Consider the following 15,065-nt stretch of genomic DNA (forward strand, 5'->3'; position numbering starts at 1 on the left):
GTGTCGATCCATAGCCCGGACATGCCGAGGGCAGCCGGCCCTCGTGCCCCTGGACGGGTGCGGCCGTGAAGAGGTACGTGCATGCGCACTCTCGTTCTGAATGCTGGGTATGAGCCCCTGGCGGTGATCACTTTCCGCCGGGCGCTGGTGCTTGTGCTCACGGGCAAGGCCAGCGTGGTTGCCGAAGGCGATGATCCCGTGGTGGGACCGCAGGAAATCCTGGGACGTCCCTCCGTGATTCTCCTGAACCGCTACATCCGTCCGAGGTACAACCAGGCCACCGCTGTCAGCCGCCGCGGGGTGCTCAGACGCGACGGCCACAGATGCGCGTACTGCGGAAAAGCGGCCCACACCATCGACCATGTCCACCCCAAGTCCCGGGGCGGTGAGGACTCCTGGGAGAACCTGGTGGCGGCCTGCCTGCGCTGCAACAACGTCAAGGGCGACCATACGCCGGCTGAAATGGGCTGGAAACTACGTTTCGTCCCGGAGCCACCGCATGGAACCATCTGGCAGATCAAGGAACTTGAGAAACCCACCCCCGCCTGGGATCCGTTCCTGCTGCCGGAGCGCGCCGCCTGACCGGAAACCTTCGGCACGCCGCAACGCCACAGATGGCTAGGCTGGGGGAATGGAACAGAACCGGCTGGACTTCGATGCAGTGATCCTGGCCGGTGGCCGGTCCTCCCGCTTGGGCGGGGTTCCGAAACAGGACCTGGTTTTCCACCATGACACCCTCCTCCAGCGCGCACTGGCCGCTGCAGCAGGTGCTTCGCGCACGGTGGTGGTGGGCCCGGGAGCCGGACATTCACTTCCCGGAGTACTTTTCTGCCGGGAGCAGCCGCAGTTCGCAGGGCCGGGAGCCGCCATCTCCGCCGGACTCGACGCCTTGGCCCGGGACGGGCGCGGGGCGGAGTTCACCCTGGTGCTGGCGTGTGACATGCCGCTGGTCCGGGACGCAGTGCCGGTACTGGTGGCCGCGATGGTTTCAGCGGACGCAGACGGGGCCATGGCCCGCGCAGAAGACGGCCGGCTCCAGCCGCTGGCCGGTCTTTACCGCACAGCTGCGTTAAAAACATCGGCAGCACAGCTCTCGTCCCGTGGTGCCCTTATTAACGGCTCCGTGCGCTCCCTCCTTGCTAGTCTGGAGGTGCAGCCTGTCACCGTCCCTGCAGGTTCCACGGCAGACGTGGACACCTGGGATGATGCCGCCGCACTAGGGATTGCCGCCGGCAACCAGGACAAAGGCCAGGACCGGCGCAACCGCAGTTAAATAGGGAGGCATGTTCGTGAAAAGCCAGGATGAAACGCTGGAGGAGTGGTGCAGGTCCCTGCTCCAGGCCTATGAACTGGAGGACGTCCAGGTGGACGTCAACGCCATCCTTGCCCTGGCCGGTGTGGCCGCCCATTCGGTGGTCCGTCCGGCCGCGCCCCTGACGACGTTCATTGCGGGTTATGCCGCCGGGCTGGCGTCCGGGTCGGGCCGGGCACCCAATGCTGCATCCATGGAGTCCGCGCTGGCCGTGGCCCGTTCCCTGGCTGCCGACTACGATGCTGAAGCCGCCGGGGCTCCCGGCGAATGACGAAGGACTCCCAGGAAGCAGCGGATGCCCCCGAGGGCGGGGAACCGAGGCACCTCGACCATACGTGGGAAGACGCCCGGCAGGCAGCGTTCGACGCCGGCACTCCAATCCCCGCCGGCCCTGTTCCCTTGGAACTGGCCCTCGGACGCAGGCTGGACCAGGACATTGTGGCCTTGCAGGAGATGCCCCACTATGCGTCGTCGGCGATGGACGGCTGGGCCGTTAACGGCACGGGGCCGTGGATCCTGGTGGAAGCAGGTTCGCCGCTGGCCCCGCACCAGGCCAGTCCCATTGCTACGGGGGGACTCATACCGCCCGGGGCAAAGGCGGTGCTGCGCAGCGAAAGCGCCCGCCTGGACAAAGACGAAGACGGGCTGCCCGTCCTGGTGACCGGCGGCACTGCCCGTCCTGGCGAACCCCGCACAGGCCAGCATGTCCGGAAAGCAGGGGAGGAGGCCTCGGAAGGGGACATCCTCGTCAAGGCCGGGGCGGTGCTGAACCCTGCGCACCTCGCCCTCGCCGCCCTTGCCGGTTATGACGAACTGGTGGTCCAGGGAAAGCCCCTGGTCCGGCTGCTGCTGACCGGTTCTGAAGTGGTTGGGCGCGGCGTGCCGGTTCCAGGCCAGGTGCGTGACACTTTCGGCCCGCAGCTGCCCGCCGTGGTGGGCATGCTGGGCGGGCTGGCCGGCGGGCAGCAACGGATCGGCGATTCGTACGCTGAGTGGCTGGCGGCACTGGAGGACGTGATTCCCGGGGTGCCGGGCGCGCCGGACCTGCCGGCCGACGTCGTCATCACCACGGGCGGGACGGGAAAGTCCGGAACGGACCACCTTCGCAGGGCAGTGCGGGAGCTGGGCGGACGGCTGATTATTGACGGCGTGGCCATGCGTCCCGGACACCCGGCCGTCCTGGCCGAACTTCCGGACGGGCGGTTCGTACTGGGACTGCCGGGAAACCCCCTTGCAGCCATGATGGCCCTCTCCACAGTGGGGGCCCCGCTGCTGGCGGCGCTGGGACACCGCCCCCTGCCCGCAGTGCAGGAGGTGCCCTGCGGAACCACCCTCGATCCCCAACCCGGGCGCACGCGCCTGGTCCCGTTCCGCCTGCTTTACGGCATGGCCTCTCCGGCCCAGCACACCGGCCCGGGCATGATGCGCGGGCTGGCTTCAGCGGACGGCGTGATGGTTGTGCCTCCCCATGGGGTGCAGTTGGGAGAGCTGGTGCCCGCCTTTGCCCTTCCCTGGGGGCCGCCCATCCCCGCGCCACCCGACCCCGCTGCCAAGCCGAAGGCGCGCAGTGCCGGACGGACAGGCAGGCCGGCCGCCAAACCGGCGCCGGCCGGCCCCGTAGACTGGAGCGCACTCCTTGGCTGAGGCGTGCCCGCATGGTGCAGCCACGCTGGCATCACCCCAAAGCGGTTGCGATGATGGAGACATGGACAGGAACGGTGGAAGATGGGACGCGTGACCCAGCGCCGCAAGGTGCACAAGTATGTACTGGACGGCTCCCCGAAGGCCCTCGAGTTCCCGGTCCGGTACCGGGAGGACGTCCTGGCGGTGGAAGAGCCGCTGGAAATCCGGCTGGGCAGCCTGTCCTACTCGGTAACCATGCGCACGCCGGGGGATGACTTTGACCTGGTGGCCGGGTTCCTGGTCTCCGAGGGCGTCATCTGGGAGTCCGGCCAGCTCGTTTCGCTGCGCTTTTGCGCCGGGGAAGACGAAAACGGGGTGCAGACCTTCAACGTGGTGGAGGCCCAGCTGCGGCCAGGCGTTGAGCTTCCTTCAATCGGCCGGCACGTCTACACCTCCAGCTCATGCGGCATCTGCGGGACCGACTCCATAGAATCCGTCCGGAAATCCTCGCACTTCAGCCCCGCCGGGGATCCCCTGAGCGTCTCCGCGGAGGTGCTTGCCTCGCTTCCGGGCATCCTCCGGGAGTCCCAGCGCCTCTTTGACGACACCGGCGGCGTCCATGCTGCCGGGCTTTTCAAAATAGGGGACGACGGCGGCGCCCAGCTTCTGTGCCTTCGGGAGGATGTGGGGCGGCACAATGCCGTGGACAAGGTTGTGGGGTGGGCCCTGCGCGAAGGTCTGCTGCCGCTGAGCGGCACCGTGCTCCAGGTTTCCGGCCGGGCATCCTTCGAGCTGGTCCAAAAGGCCGCGCTCGCCGGAATCCCCGTCCTCGCCGCGGTCAGTGCACCGTCGAGCCTTGCCGTCGAACTGGCCGAGGCCAGCGGAGTGACCCTCGCCGGCTTCAGCAGGGGAACAAGCCTTAACATCTATGCCGGTGACGGAAGGATACGGCGGCCGGTGGCTGCCGCGCCGCCGTCGTAAGCTTAACTTGCGCGCAGGGCAACGTCCGGGATGCGTTTTCCGAAAGGGTTGGTAAACGGGCTACCAGCGGGTAGATTTATCCATCGAATGGACAGCATGCTCCAGTCCCAACCGCTAAAGAAGGCCCACATTGCATGACGACCGCCGGATAACGGAAGTCCGCCTCCAAAGGTTCGTGCGTGAGCGCATCGGCCCGGCGGTCTACAGCCGGAGCCTTCCCCTCGCGCTGAGCAGCTGGGATGCGCCCGACGAGCCAGTCCCCGCGCTGGAGGCAATGCGGCAGGACTTCCGGCCGCAGGAGCACGGGGCCCCTTGGGGCAAGCCGTGGGGGACAAAGTGGCTCCGGCTCCAGGGCGAGGTCCCCGAATCGTGGGGCACCGGGCCGGATACCACTGTTGAAGTGCTCGTGGACCTTGGATTCACTACCGAAATTCCCGGCTTCCAGTGCGAAGGCATGGCGTGGCGTCCCGACGGCACCATCATCAAGGCTGTCTCGCCCAGGAACCAATACATACCGCTGAAGCTGCTGGGTGGCGGCATGGCGGTCGACTTCTACGTGGAGGCCGCCGCGAACCCGGACGTGGCGCAGGGCTGGACCTTTGCCGCCATGCCGTACGGCGACAAATCAACGGCCGGGACGGCGCCACAGTACCGGCTGGGGAACATCGCCATTGCGGAAATGAACCAGGCGGTCTGGGAACTCCAGCAGGATATCTGGACCCTTTCCGGCCTGATGGCGGAACTGCCCCTGGAACTGCCGCGGCGGCATGAAATCCTCCGCGCCCTTGAACGCATGATGGACATCATGGACCCGGACGATGTTGCGGGCACGGCGGCAGTAGGACGTGAAGCACTTGCTGAAGTACTGGCCCGGCCGGCCTATGCCTCAGCGCACCAACTGGTGGCCACCGGCCACGCCCACATCGACTCCGCCTGGCTTTGGCCGGTGCGGGAGACTGTCCGCAAGTGTGCACGGACCTTCTCCAACGTAGTGTCCCTGATGGATGAACATCCGGACTTTGTGTTCTCCTGTTCCTCGGCCCAGCAGCTGGCCTGGATCAAGGAGCTCTACCCTGAGTTGTTCAGCCGTATCCGCGAGAAGGTCCGCGCCGGCCAGTTCGTCCCCGTGGGCGGCATGTGGGTCGAGTCGGACACCAATATGCCCGGCGGTGAGGCCATGGCACGCCAGTTCGTGGAGGGCAAAGGCTTCTTCATGGCTGAATTCGGCATTGAGTGCCACGAAGCCTGGTTGCCTGATTCATTTGGCTACTCCGCTGCACTGCCGCAGATCGTCAAGTCTGCCGGCAGCCGCTGGTTCCTGACCCAAAAGATCTCCTGGAACCAAACCAACAAGTTTCCCCATCACACCTTCAACTGGGAGGGCATCGACGGCACCAGGCTGTTCACCCACTTCCCGCCGGTAGACACCTACAACTCGGAGCTGACCGGCCGCGAACTGGCCCACGCTGAACGGAACTACCGCGACCATGGGCGTGGCACGGTATCCCTGGTGCCGTTCGGCTACGGCGACGGCGGCGGCGGACCAACCCGGGAAATGCTGGCGGCAGCGTCCCGCACCGCCAATCTGGAAGGCTCGCCCAAAGTCCGGATCGGCTCGGCCGAGAGCTTTTTCACGCAGGCGGAGGAAGACTACCCCGTCCTGCCGGTCTGGGTTGGCGAGATGTACCTCGAACTGCACCGCGGAACCTACACCAGCCAGGCCAGGACCAAGAAGGGCAACCGACGCAGCGAGCACCTGCTGCGGGAGGCAGAATTGTGGTGCACCACGGCCGCCGTACGTACCAGCGGCGCCTACGCCTACCCGGCCGCCGAGCTCAAACGGCTCTGGCAACTGGTGCTGCTGCAGCAGTTCCATGACATCCTGCCCGGCAGCTCCATTGCCTGGGTACACCAGGATGCCGAGCGCAACTACCAGGCAATCGGCGAAGCCCTTGAAGCCATCATCGGCCAAGCGGCCGCCGCCGTGCTGGGAAACGGCGAACGGATGTTCCTGCTGAACGCAGCGCCGCATGCCAGGGCCGGCGTGGCCGCCCTGGCTGCGGGCGAACCGGCGGTGCCGGAGGAAGAGGTCCACGCCAAGGCCCATGACGGCGGCTACATCCTGGACAATGGCGTCATCCGCGCGGTGCTGGACGGTAACGGGCTCCTCACGTCATTGGTGGATCATGCCACCGGGCGCGAAGCCATTGCCCCTGGCCAGCGCGGCAACCTCCTGGAACTGCACCGCGACACGCCCAACGAATGGGACGCTTGGGACATCGACGGGTTCTACCGGCGCAATGTCACGTCGCTGACCCAGGCGGCATCCCTGCGGTTGAGCCGGGAGGGGGCAGCGGCCGTTGTCTCGGTGGAGCGGCTTGCCGGCGCGTCCGCCGTTACTCAGCACATCAGCCTTGCGGCCGGCAGTCCCTCCCTATCAATCACCACCTCCGTGGACTGGCAGGAACGCGAAAAGCTGCTGAAGCTCGGTTTCGCCCTGGATGTCCGGGCGGAGAGGTCGGCGGCGGAGACGCAGTTCGGCCACGTCTTCCGGCCCACCCACACCAATACGTCCTGGGAAACGGCAAAGTTCGAAATCTGCGCACACCGGTGGATCCACGTTGCCGAGCCAGGCTATGGCGTGGCCATCTCCAACTCATCCACCTATGGGCACGATGTCACGCGGAACATCAGGGATTCGGACGGCGGCACCACCACTACCGTGCGGCTTTCACTGCTGCGCGCCCCGAAGTTCCCGGATCCCGACGCCGACCGCGGGCTTCATGAACTCACCGTCACCATCCGTCCGGGTGCCGGCATTGCCGGTGCCGTGGAGGAAGGCTACCGAACCAACCTCATGCCCCGGCTGGTCCGCGGCGCTTCACCGGTGGAACCGCTCTTCTCCGTAACGAACCCTGCGCTGGTCATTGAAGCGGTCAAGCTGGCCGAGGACGGGTCCGGCGACGTGGTTGTCCGCCTGTACGAATCACTGGGCGAGCGCTCTGCGGGGAAGCTCACGGCGAACTTTCAGGTGCGGTCCGTGACTGCCGTCGACTTGCTGGAGCGCCCGGTCCCGGCCCCCGGAGTGGAACCGGGCCAGGGCGGAGTGGATCTGGCTTTGAGGCCGTTCCAGCTGGTGACCCTGAGGGTGTCCCGGGCGGCTGGCCCAGCTTCGAAGTAAGCCGTGGGAGTGGGGCTTAGCGCCCCGAAAAGTGCCTTAAATAGGCTGAGTGGGGGCGGTCCCCAACGTCCCGCCACCACTCATCCCCCCAAGGCATGCAAAGGCCCCCGGAGCGCCAGCGTTCAAGAAATATCCCCGTTCGAAAACACCCTGCGCTCCACCTTCACACATTCATGATTGTTTCACATTCTAATGTTTTTGTGAAAGTCAGCTCGGTTACTTTTCGGTATATGTCCTCTTGGTGGACAAAGGCCTGCCGCTGCGCACCCGGGCCGCCCAGATCAGCGCCAGCCCAACCACGTAACACAGCACCGCGGTGTAGTTGACCACGAACATGATGGCGCTCCACCCCGGAGGCACCAGGGGAAACAGCAGGCTAAGGCCGATCGCCGCGCCGCCCAGGGCAAGAAGGCCGGCTGCCGCCCGCACCAGCACGGGCAGCCGGCTCCGGACAGCCCGCGCCATGGCGGGCAGCAGGACCAGGCCCACATATGCGGGGTAGGCTCGGCCCGCGGCACCGTAGTACTGCGCCAAGAGGGCGTTGTTCTCGCTTCTGACTGACGTTGCCGACAGCCCCGCCGATGAGCCCGTGGTGTCCATCATGAAGAACACCACTGTCATCACCAGCGAAACGACCGCCAGCACAATCATGCCGGCTTTCCCCGTGATGAGCCGGTAGGCGCCTTCGGCACCGAAGCCGAGCGTGACGCGGATCCCGATGAAATAGATGGCGGCAAAGATGATGAACCGCAGCAGCAGGTTGGCAAGGTTGATGCCGCCCAACGCGTGATCGATGGCTACGTACGGTGCTTCGATGCTCAGGAAGATGGCGGCGGTCATCAGGGCGAAGATATAGAAGAGCGACCTGTTCTCGCCGCGCAGTGCGCTGGGGATGCGGGCAGCGGCCACAAGGCCGCAGGTGGCAAGGGTAGACCACTGAAGAATTTCGATCATCCCAGGTTCTCCCAGATTTTTTCGGTTTGCGCCTGGTCCTGTTCTTGGCGCCGCAACACCTTGCCCAGTGCCTGCAGCCTGTCACCGGCCAGGGCCGTGAGGTCGCCGTCGGACAGGCTGTCCAATGCCCCCTGCCGGGCGCCGGCCGGCCAGCCGGCTTCTTCCTCCGTGATGAGGCCGGTAGCCACGAGCCCGCCTGTGGGTCCGACGCCGGCGGCGAGGGACGTGGCTATGGCCAGTTCAGGGGACAGCCGGTTCGCGGTCAGCTGGGCGGAGTAGTTTTGCGGCGCGACGCCGGTGGCCGCCGAAACGCGGTGCCGCACTTCGCCGTCGTCAATTGCATCAACCCAGTTCTTTACCGACGTGGAGTGCGGGACAGCGGAGAGCGGCAGTGTTTCCTTGGCGGGGACGGCTGCTTCCATCGCCGGCCGCGCCAGCAGTGCCCGCAGGAGGTCGGCCGTGGAGATCTGGCTCACCAGTTCAGCGGGGGTGGGGGGACGCAGGGGGCCTGCCAGGTCCCGGTAGGCTTCGAAGCTGGCGAGGGCTGCAACAGGATTAACGCCGTACGCGCGGCTGATGCTGACCACCGTGCCCACAGCGACTTTTCCGCGGACCAGCTGCTGGGCGAGCGTGGTCCGCTTGATCCCGGAGACCCTGCAGACATCTGCCGTGCTGGCGTCCGGCGCAATACCTTGCAGCCAGCGCTGGAACGCCTTGGCGGGGAGGGTCATGAAGTGCTCTCTGCAGAACGGGTGTTTCGTAGATTTTAGCCTGCCCTTGGTGGCCTGGTTTTACCAGGACTGCCGTTTCGACTATGCTTAATGGTCGAGCCCGTTGGTCCGTACACCCCCCAAGTCCGGACCAGCGGGTTCTTTCATGTCCTGCGGCCCGCGCGCCTTCCTCCCGGGCAATCGGCATGGCCCTGCCGCTCGTTTCAGGCAGGGAAACCCGCTGCGGACGCAGCGGCGAAAGGATGGATCAATGACTGCAACCCTTGTAGCCAAGGACGTCTCCGGCGGTCATGACCACCGGCAGCTGTTCTCGGGGCTTTCCCTGACCGTCGCGCCCGGGGACGTCGTGGGCGTGGTGGGTGCCAACGGAGCCGGGAAGTCGACGCTGCTCCGGCTTCTCGCCGGCGTGGACGAGCCGCAGGACGGCTCGGTCAGCCTTGCCCCCGCCGACGCTTTTGTAGGGTGGCTTCCCCAGGAGCACGAACGCGTGCCGGGTGAAACCGTTGCCGGGTACATAGCCCGGCGCACAGGCTGTGCCCAGGCCACCGCCGAGATGGAAGCCACGGCGGAGGCGCTGGGAGCAGGTGCCCCGGGAGCAGATGATGCGTATGCGCTGGCTTTCGACCGGTGGATGGCTTCCGGCGCAGCCGACCTGGATGACCGGCTTCCCGCGGTATTGGCTGACCTTGGGCTGGAGACTGGCCCGGACGCGGCCATGACCGGCCTTTCCGGCGGGCAGGCCGCGCGGGTTGCGCTGGCCGCACTGCTCCTGAGCCGGTTCGACGTGGTGCTGCTGGACGAACCCACCAATGACCTTGACCTGGAGGGCCTCGCCAAGCTCGAGGACTTCGTCAAGGGCCTGCGGGGCGGTGCTGTGCTGGTGAGCCATGACCGCGAGTTCCTGGCCCGCTGTGTCACCACGGTGGTGGAACTGGACCTTGCCCAGAACGCTGTGGCCGTCTACGACGGCGGCTATGACGCCTTCCTCGAGGAACGCGCCGTTGCCCGGCGACACGCCCGCGAAAAGTACGAGGAGTTTGCGGCCACCAAGGCAGACCTGGTGTCCAGGGCCCGGACCCAGCGTGAATGGAGCTCGCAGGGCGTGCGGAACGCCATGAAGAAGAGCCCGGACAATGACAAGATCCGCCGGGCCGCCAGCACCGAGTCTTCAGAAAAGCAGGCCCAGAAGGTACGCCAGATGGAGTCCCGCATTGCAAGGCTGGATGCGGTGGAAGAGCCGCGGAAGGAATGGCAGCTGCAGTTCTCCATCGGCAAGGCACCCCGCTCCAGTTCCGTGGTTGCAACGCTCCGCGACGCCGTGGTCCGGCAGGGCGACTTTACCTTGGGACCCGTCAACCTCCAGCTCAACGCGGGGGAGCGGATCGGCATCACGGGACCCAACGGTGCCGGGAAGTCCACCCTGCTGCGGCTGCTGCTGGGCGGTATCAGGCCGGATTCCGGGAGCGCCGCCATGGGTGCCTCCGTGGCCATTGGGGAGATTGACCAGGCCCGAGGGCTGCTGGCCGGCAACCTTACCCTTGCCGACGCCGTCGAGGCCGTCCTGGCGGATATGACCCCGGCCGAGGTCCGCACCCTGCTCGCCAAGTTCGGCCTGAGGGCGGACCACACGTCCCGGACCGTTGATTCTTTGTCGCCGGGCGAGCGGACCCGGGCCGCGCTGGCACTGCTCCAGGCCCGCGGCGTGAACCTCCTGGTCCTGGACGAGCCCACCAACCACCTCGACCTTCCCGCCATTGAGCAGCTGGAGGAGGCCCTGGAAAATTATGACGGGGCGCTGCTGCTGGTGACCCACGATCGGCGGCTGCTGGAAAACGTGCGGCTGGATGTACGTTGGAATGTGGATAACGGCACGGTAGAGGAGCAGCAGCAATGAGCATGGAAGGGGTGGCCTGGAGCTCGCTGTACAAGATCACCCGGGCCAAAAGCGGTTCCCAGCCCTTCTCCAAGGACACGCTGAAGCGCGTCCTTGGCTTTGCCCGGCCGCACCGCGGAAAGCTCATCGCGTTCGTGGCACTGTCCGTGGTGATGGCGTTCCTGGCCGTCGCCACGCCTGTCCTCGCCGGTCAGGTGGTGGACGCCATCGTGGCCAAGGCTGCCGCCGGGGAAGTGGTCCGGCTCGCGGTGCTGATTGCCGTCGTCGCTGTTGCGGAAGCAGGCCTGGGGCTGGTGAGCCGCTGGCTTTCCTCCACCATTGGCGAGGGCGTGATCGTGGATCTCCGCACCCGGGTGTTCGACCATGTGCAGAAGATGCCCATCGCCTTCTTCACCCGTACCCGGACCGGGGCCCTGGTCAGCAGGCTGAACAATGACGTCATCGGCGCCCAGTCAGCGTTTGCCGGCACCCTGTCCGGCGTGGTCAGCAATGTGGTGGCGCTGATCCTGACTCTCGTGGTGATGCTGGGAACCTCCTGGCAGGTGACCGTGCTGGCCATGATCCTGCTGCCCATTTTCCTCATCCCCGCCCGCCGGATGGGGTCCCGGCTGGCGGACCTGCGGCGTGAGGCGGCCGAGCACAACGCCGCCATGGGCACCCAGATGACCGAGAGGTTCTCCGCCCCCGGTGCCACCCTGGTGAAGTTGTTCGGCCGTCCCGACGAGGAATCCCGGGAATTCGCGGTGCGGGCCGGACGGGTCCGGGACATCGGGGTGCGCACCGCGATGCTGCAGTTCACCTTTGTCACGGCGCTGACCCTGGTTTCCGCACTCGCGCTCGCCCTCGTGTACGGGCTGGGCGGCTGGATGGCCATCACCGGCCAGCTGGCGGCTGGCGACGTCGTGGTGCTGGCGCTGCTGCTCACCCGGCTCTACGCGCCGCTTACCGCGCTTTCCAACGCGCGGGTGGAAATCATGAGCGCCCTGGTCAGCTTCGAGCGTGTGTTCGAAATCCTGGACCTGAAGCCGCTCATCCAGCAGAAACCGGACGCCGTGGCCGTTCCGCCCGGTCCGGTCTCCGTGGAGTTCGACGACGTCCGGTTCGCCTACCCCTCCGCGGACAAGGTTTCCCTGGCTTCCCTGGAAGAGGTATCCACGCTGGACACCCGCGGCGGGGAGGAAGTGCTGCGCGGCATCAGCTTCCGGGTGGAACCGGGCCAAACCGTGGCGCTGGTGGGTTCCTCCGGTGCCGGCAAATCCACCATCGCGCAGCTGCTCGCACGGCTCTACGACGTGGACTCCGGTGCGGTGCGCCTGGGCGGCACTGTTCCCGGCACCGGCGTGGACCTGCGCGATGTCACCTTTGATTCCCTGCGGGACACGCTGGGCATGGTCACGCAGGACGGCCACCTCTTCCACGAGTCCATCGCCTCGAATTTGCGGCTTGCCCGGCCCGAAGCCACGGAAGCGGACATGTGGGAGGTCATCCGGCAGGCCAGGCTGGAAACCATGATCCGTTCCCTGCCGGACGGGCTGGACACTGTGGTGGGGGAGCGCGGCTACCGGCTTTCCGGCGGGGAACGGCAGCGCCTCACCATTGCGCGGCTGCTTATCGCCCAGCCTCGGGTGGTTATCCTCGATGAGGCAACGGCTGCCCTTGACTCCACCAACGAAGCCGCCGTGCAGGCGGCCCTGGGGGCCGCGCTCGAGGGGCGCACCGCCGTCGTGATTGCGCACCGCCTGTCCACCGTCCGGGCCGCGGACGCGATCCTGGTAGTGGAGGATGGCCGGATCGTGGAACGCGGGACCCACACCGAACTGCTTGCTGCCGAAGGGCGGTACGCCGAGCTTTACCGGACGCAGTTCGACGAGGCCACGGCGGTGGCCCAGGAAGCAGTTCCGGAGTTCTAGGCTCCCAGGGAAGCGCTGCCCGGCCTGGCGGCGAGCTCGGGCAGGATGTGGTCCGTCAGCAGCGGTGCCAGGTCTTCGACGGGTTCCATGCCGCTGCCCAGGGCAGCCAGGTCCAGCCAGCGGATTTCTTCGATCTCCCCGGAAGGACGGGCCGCCCACGTGCCCGGCGCAGTGAAGACGGTGGCTTCAATATCGGTGGCGGCCTCGTTGGCGGCAGCGGCGATCCAGACGCCCATCAGCTGCAGTTCACTTGGATCCAGGACGATGCCAACTTCTTCAGCCAGCTCCCGGGCGGCCGCCTGGACAGCTGTTTCGCCCGGCTCCGGCTTGCCGCCCGGGTGCATGAACATTGCCGTGCCGCGCTTCCTCACCGTGAGGAGCCGGCCGGCGTCGTCGAACACGCAGACGGCGGAGACCACAATGCGGTCCTTCATGCGGCACCGCCTGGGATCCGGACCAGATGCGAGGCCAGCAGCAGGTCCTTCTTCGGGCCCTTCACGTCCCAGGTGTAGCTGAACCTGTCGGCGTCCCCGTAGGCGTAGGCGACGCGGTAGGTGTCGGGATCGCACCAGTGCTGGTCCAGGTTGGCCTCCGGCGTGAAGCTCATGGTGTGGAAGGGGCGGCCGTCCGGGAAGAAAACATCCAGTGCATCCGGGCGGGCTGTGTTTTTCAGCAGGTATTCCCGGGAGGCGGGGCCTGTAAAGGATGGCCAGCGCATGGTGCCTTCCTCGCGAAGGGCCAGGCCGTCGTCGTCCGTGGGAACAAAATGCACGACGCCGGAAAAGGTGCCGCGGGTGCCCTCCGCGCGGTCCAGCAGGTCCCGCTGGACCGCCCACCGTCCGGCCTCTGCAGTGCCCGTGGCGCGGCTGGGCCCGGCGGGGCCAAGGAGGTAGGCGCGAAGCTGGAACTCCGGGGAAGGATGGTTCAAGTGCCCTCGATTGGAATCGAACCAACGACACCGGCTTTAGGAGAGCCGTGCTCTATCCACTGAGCTACGAGGGCTTGCGTCCGTAGGATCGGCGGGCCAGTCCGGCCGGACACGGATACAAGCATACAAGGTGCGGAGCCGTACTACGCTCAAGGCATGAGTTCAGCGCCGTCCGCCGCCCCAGCCTTCGCCTTTATTCCGGACACCACCTCCACACGGCAGTACATCGGCGCGTGGTCGGTCCTGAGCGTGCTGCAGTATTTCGCGGCGGAAGCGGCAGCGGTCGGAGCGTGGGCAGGACCCACTGCCTACGACCTCCGGACCGGCTATATCAGCGACCTGGGGGCACTGAACTGCGGGATCTATGACGGCCGCCACGTGTGTTCCCCGCTGAACTGGCTGATGAACGCCTCGTTCGTGGTCCAAGGCCTGGGAATGCTGCTGGGTGCTGTCCTGCTGACGTCCGGGCTGCTGTGCGTGGCGGCCCGGGCGGACCTGCGGGTGCAGCCGCGGCGGCGGCCCTGGATGGCGGCTGTCTGGGTGCGGATCCTGACAGGGGCTGCCGGGGCCGGCACTGTGATTGTTGGACTGGTGCCGGAGGATGCGGGCTCAAGCTGGCACTTCGTGGGCGCCCTGGTGTACTTCCTCGCCGGGGCGGGCGCGCTGTTGGTGCTGGGAGTCCTTTGGCTGCGGAAGACAGCTTTCGCCTGGTTCATCCTGGCCTGCGGTGCTGTTTCCTCCGCTGCCCTGGCGACCGGTGGGCTGACGCGCATGGATGTGCCGGAGCCGGGCACGCTGGAGCGGCTGATGGGCTACCCGGTCACGGTGGGCATGGCCACCGTAGGCTTGGTCATCGCGCACCGTGTGCACCGGCACCGCAAGGAGGTCCGGGCCATGGCTGCGGTCAACTAGCTGCCTTGGGCTTCCGGGTACCGAGGATGACTGCGGCAGCGCCCGCGAGCAGGCTCAGGACCAGCAGGACCCAGCCGGCAACGGTGAGGCCCGATGCAAGGGCAACCTGGCCGGCGTCGGGTGTTTCTGCTGCCAGCATGCCGTCGATAGCCACGTTGGCCCAGAGCCGCACCACCACGAAGAGCAGCGGGAAAGCCCAGAGCGCCCAGCGCAGCGCCTTCCGGGCAACGTTCGTCCCGATCAGCAGCAGCCACGTGAACCCGAAAATCAGCGGAAACAAGGTGCCCGCCGTCTTGTGCACATAGTTGAGCTGACCGCGGGCGTCCGCGTCCATGGCGGCCTGCAGTGTGCCGATGTAGGCGGGGTCGAAACCGCCAATAAGGGAGTCCGGCATGGCGAGGCCGCCGGAGAGCTGCCGGAGCTGGTCCAGGGTCAGCAGGTGCAGGTACCAGAAGAGGAACAGGCTGGCCACCACGCCCGCGATGAGGAGGAGGTTGCCGTTGCTTTGGGCCTTTTGCGGGGTGCGGGCCGTTGTGGGGTTCACCACGGGCGGGAGGTGGTGCTGGGGTACCGCCGCCCTGGAGCCGTGCTTCTTGATCCGCTGGGCAGGTGTCTTGGCCATGGCACCATTATCGCGCC

At 66.7% G+C, this 15,065-nt stretch carries 14 protein-coding genes and 1 tRNA gene; 9 read left to right on the forward strand and 6 right to left on the reverse strand.

The genetic code is table 11. The features are described 5' to 3' along the window. The first annotated feature begins 81 nt into the window (after nucleotides 1–81). From Q9R30_RS08595 to Q9R30_RS08620, 6 genes are all read left to right on the forward strand, one after another. Nucleotides 82–582, forward strand: a complete 501-nt coding sequence (locus Q9R30_RS08595; RefSeq protein ID WP_104996890.1) for an HNH endonuclease — start codon at nucleotides 82–84, stop codon at nucleotides 580–582. A 49-nt stretch (nucleotides 583–631) separates the two neighbouring features. Beyond that, nucleotides 632–1,273 (forward strand): molybdenum cofactor guanylyltransferase, encoded by a 642-nt coding sequence (locus Q9R30_RS08600; protein WP_311217331.1) that lies wholly within the window; start codon nucleotides 632–634, stop codon nucleotides 1,271–1,273. A 10-nt stretch (nucleotides 1,274–1,283) separates the two neighbouring features. Then, nucleotides 1,284–1,583 carry a DUF6457 domain-containing protein gene (locus tag Q9R30_RS08605; RefSeq protein WP_234005508.1) on the forward strand — a complete coding sequence of 100 codons (300 nt, stop codon included), beginning with the start codon at nucleotides 1,284–1,286 and terminating at the stop codon, nucleotides 1,581–1,583. Beyond that, entirely contained in the window at nucleotides 1,580–2,956 is a 1,377-nt protein-coding gene (locus tag Q9R30_RS08610; RefSeq protein ID WP_311217332.1) for a molybdopterin molybdotransferase MoeA, read from the forward strand. Before Q9R30_RS08605 ends, Q9R30_RS08610 begins: the two co-directional genes overlap by 4 nt. An 81-nt stretch (nucleotides 2,957–3,037) precedes the next feature. Continuing rightward, nucleotides 3,038–3,916, forward strand: a complete 879-nt coding sequence (fdhD, locus tag Q9R30_RS08615) for a formate dehydrogenase accessory sulfurtransferase FdhD (protein WP_104996892.1) — start codon at nucleotides 3,038–3,040, stop codon at nucleotides 3,914–3,916. Between the two features lie 130 nt (nucleotides 3,917–4,046). Next, a complete protein-coding gene (locus Q9R30_RS08620; RefSeq protein WP_311217333.1) occupies nucleotides 4,047–7,097 on the forward strand; it encodes a glycoside hydrolase family 38 C-terminal domain-containing protein in 3,051 nt (1,016 codons plus the stop codon). Between the two features lie 216 nt (nucleotides 7,098–7,313). Here Q9R30_RS08620 and Q9R30_RS08625 read toward each other — a convergent pair whose 3' ends face one another. Both Q9R30_RS08625 and Q9R30_RS08630 read right to left on the reverse strand, forming a co-directional pair. Next, nucleotides 7,314–8,051, reverse strand: a complete 738-nt coding sequence (locus Q9R30_RS08625) for a hypothetical protein (RefSeq protein ID WP_311217334.1) — start codon at nucleotides 8,049–8,051, stop codon at nucleotides 7,314–7,316. Next, nucleotides 8,048–8,782 carry a hypothetical protein gene (locus Q9R30_RS08630; protein WP_104996895.1) on the reverse strand — a complete coding sequence of 245 codons (735 nt, stop codon included), beginning with the start codon at nucleotides 8,780–8,782 and terminating at the stop codon, nucleotides 8,048–8,050. The genes Q9R30_RS08625 and Q9R30_RS08630 overlap by 4 nt, the downstream gene beginning before the upstream one ends. 250 nt (nucleotides 8,783–9,032) lie before the next feature. Here Q9R30_RS08630 and Q9R30_RS08635 point away from each other — a divergent pair, with 250 nt between their 5' ends. Both Q9R30_RS08635 and Q9R30_RS08640 read left to right on the forward strand, forming a co-directional pair. Next, the gene (locus tag Q9R30_RS08635; protein ID WP_311217335.1) at nucleotides 9,033–10,676 is read left to right on the forward strand and encodes an ABC-F family ATP-binding cassette domain-containing protein; all 1,644 of its coding nucleotides are present in this window, start codon (nucleotides 9,033–9,035) and stop codon (nucleotides 10,674–10,676) included. Then, nucleotides 10,673–12,586, forward strand: a complete 1,914-nt coding sequence (locus tag Q9R30_RS08640; protein ID WP_311217336.1) for an ABC transporter ATP-binding protein — start codon at nucleotides 10,673–10,675, stop codon at nucleotides 12,584–12,586. Before Q9R30_RS08635 ends, Q9R30_RS08640 begins: the two co-directional genes overlap by 4 nt. Here Q9R30_RS08640 and Q9R30_RS08645 read toward each other — a convergent pair. The 3 genes from Q9R30_RS08645 to Q9R30_RS08655 form a co-directional block, all read right to left on the reverse strand. After that, nucleotides 12,583–13,020, reverse strand: a complete 438-nt coding sequence (locus Q9R30_RS08645; protein ID WP_311217337.1) for an NUDIX domain-containing protein — start codon at nucleotides 13,018–13,020, stop codon at nucleotides 12,583–12,585. The two genes, Q9R30_RS08640 and Q9R30_RS08645, sit on opposite strands and share 4 nt — an antisense overlap. After that, entirely contained in the window at nucleotides 13,017–13,514 is a 498-nt protein-coding gene (locus Q9R30_RS08650) for a DUF6314 family protein (protein ID WP_311217338.1), read from the reverse strand. Before Q9R30_RS08650 ends, Q9R30_RS08645 begins: the two co-directional genes overlap by 4 nt. 1 nt (nucleotide 13,515) lies before the next feature. After that, nucleotides 13,516–13,588: transfer RNA gene (locus Q9R30_RS08655), tRNA-Arg, on the reverse strand. 82 nt (nucleotides 13,589–13,670) lie between these two features. Between Q9R30_RS08655 and Q9R30_RS08660 the strand changes: the two genes are divergently transcribed. Then, nucleotides 13,671–14,426, forward strand: coding sequence for a DUF998 domain-containing protein (locus Q9R30_RS08660; RefSeq protein WP_311217339.1), 756 nt, complete (start codon nucleotides 13,671–13,673; stop codon nucleotides 14,424–14,426). On the opposite strand, the gene Q9R30_RS08665 is transcribed toward Q9R30_RS08660, so the two are convergent. Next, entirely contained in the window at nucleotides 14,419–15,048 is a 630-nt protein-coding gene (locus Q9R30_RS08665; protein ID WP_311217340.1) for a hypothetical protein, read from the reverse strand. The genes Q9R30_RS08660 and Q9R30_RS08665 overlap by 8 nt on opposite strands. Nucleotides 15,049–15,065 lie beyond the last annotated feature (17 nt).

Origin of the sequence: Arthrobacter sp. AB6, assembly GCF_031844545.1 — a bacterium.
GTDB lineage: Bacteria > Actinomycetota > Actinomycetes > Actinomycetales > Micrococcaceae > Arthrobacter.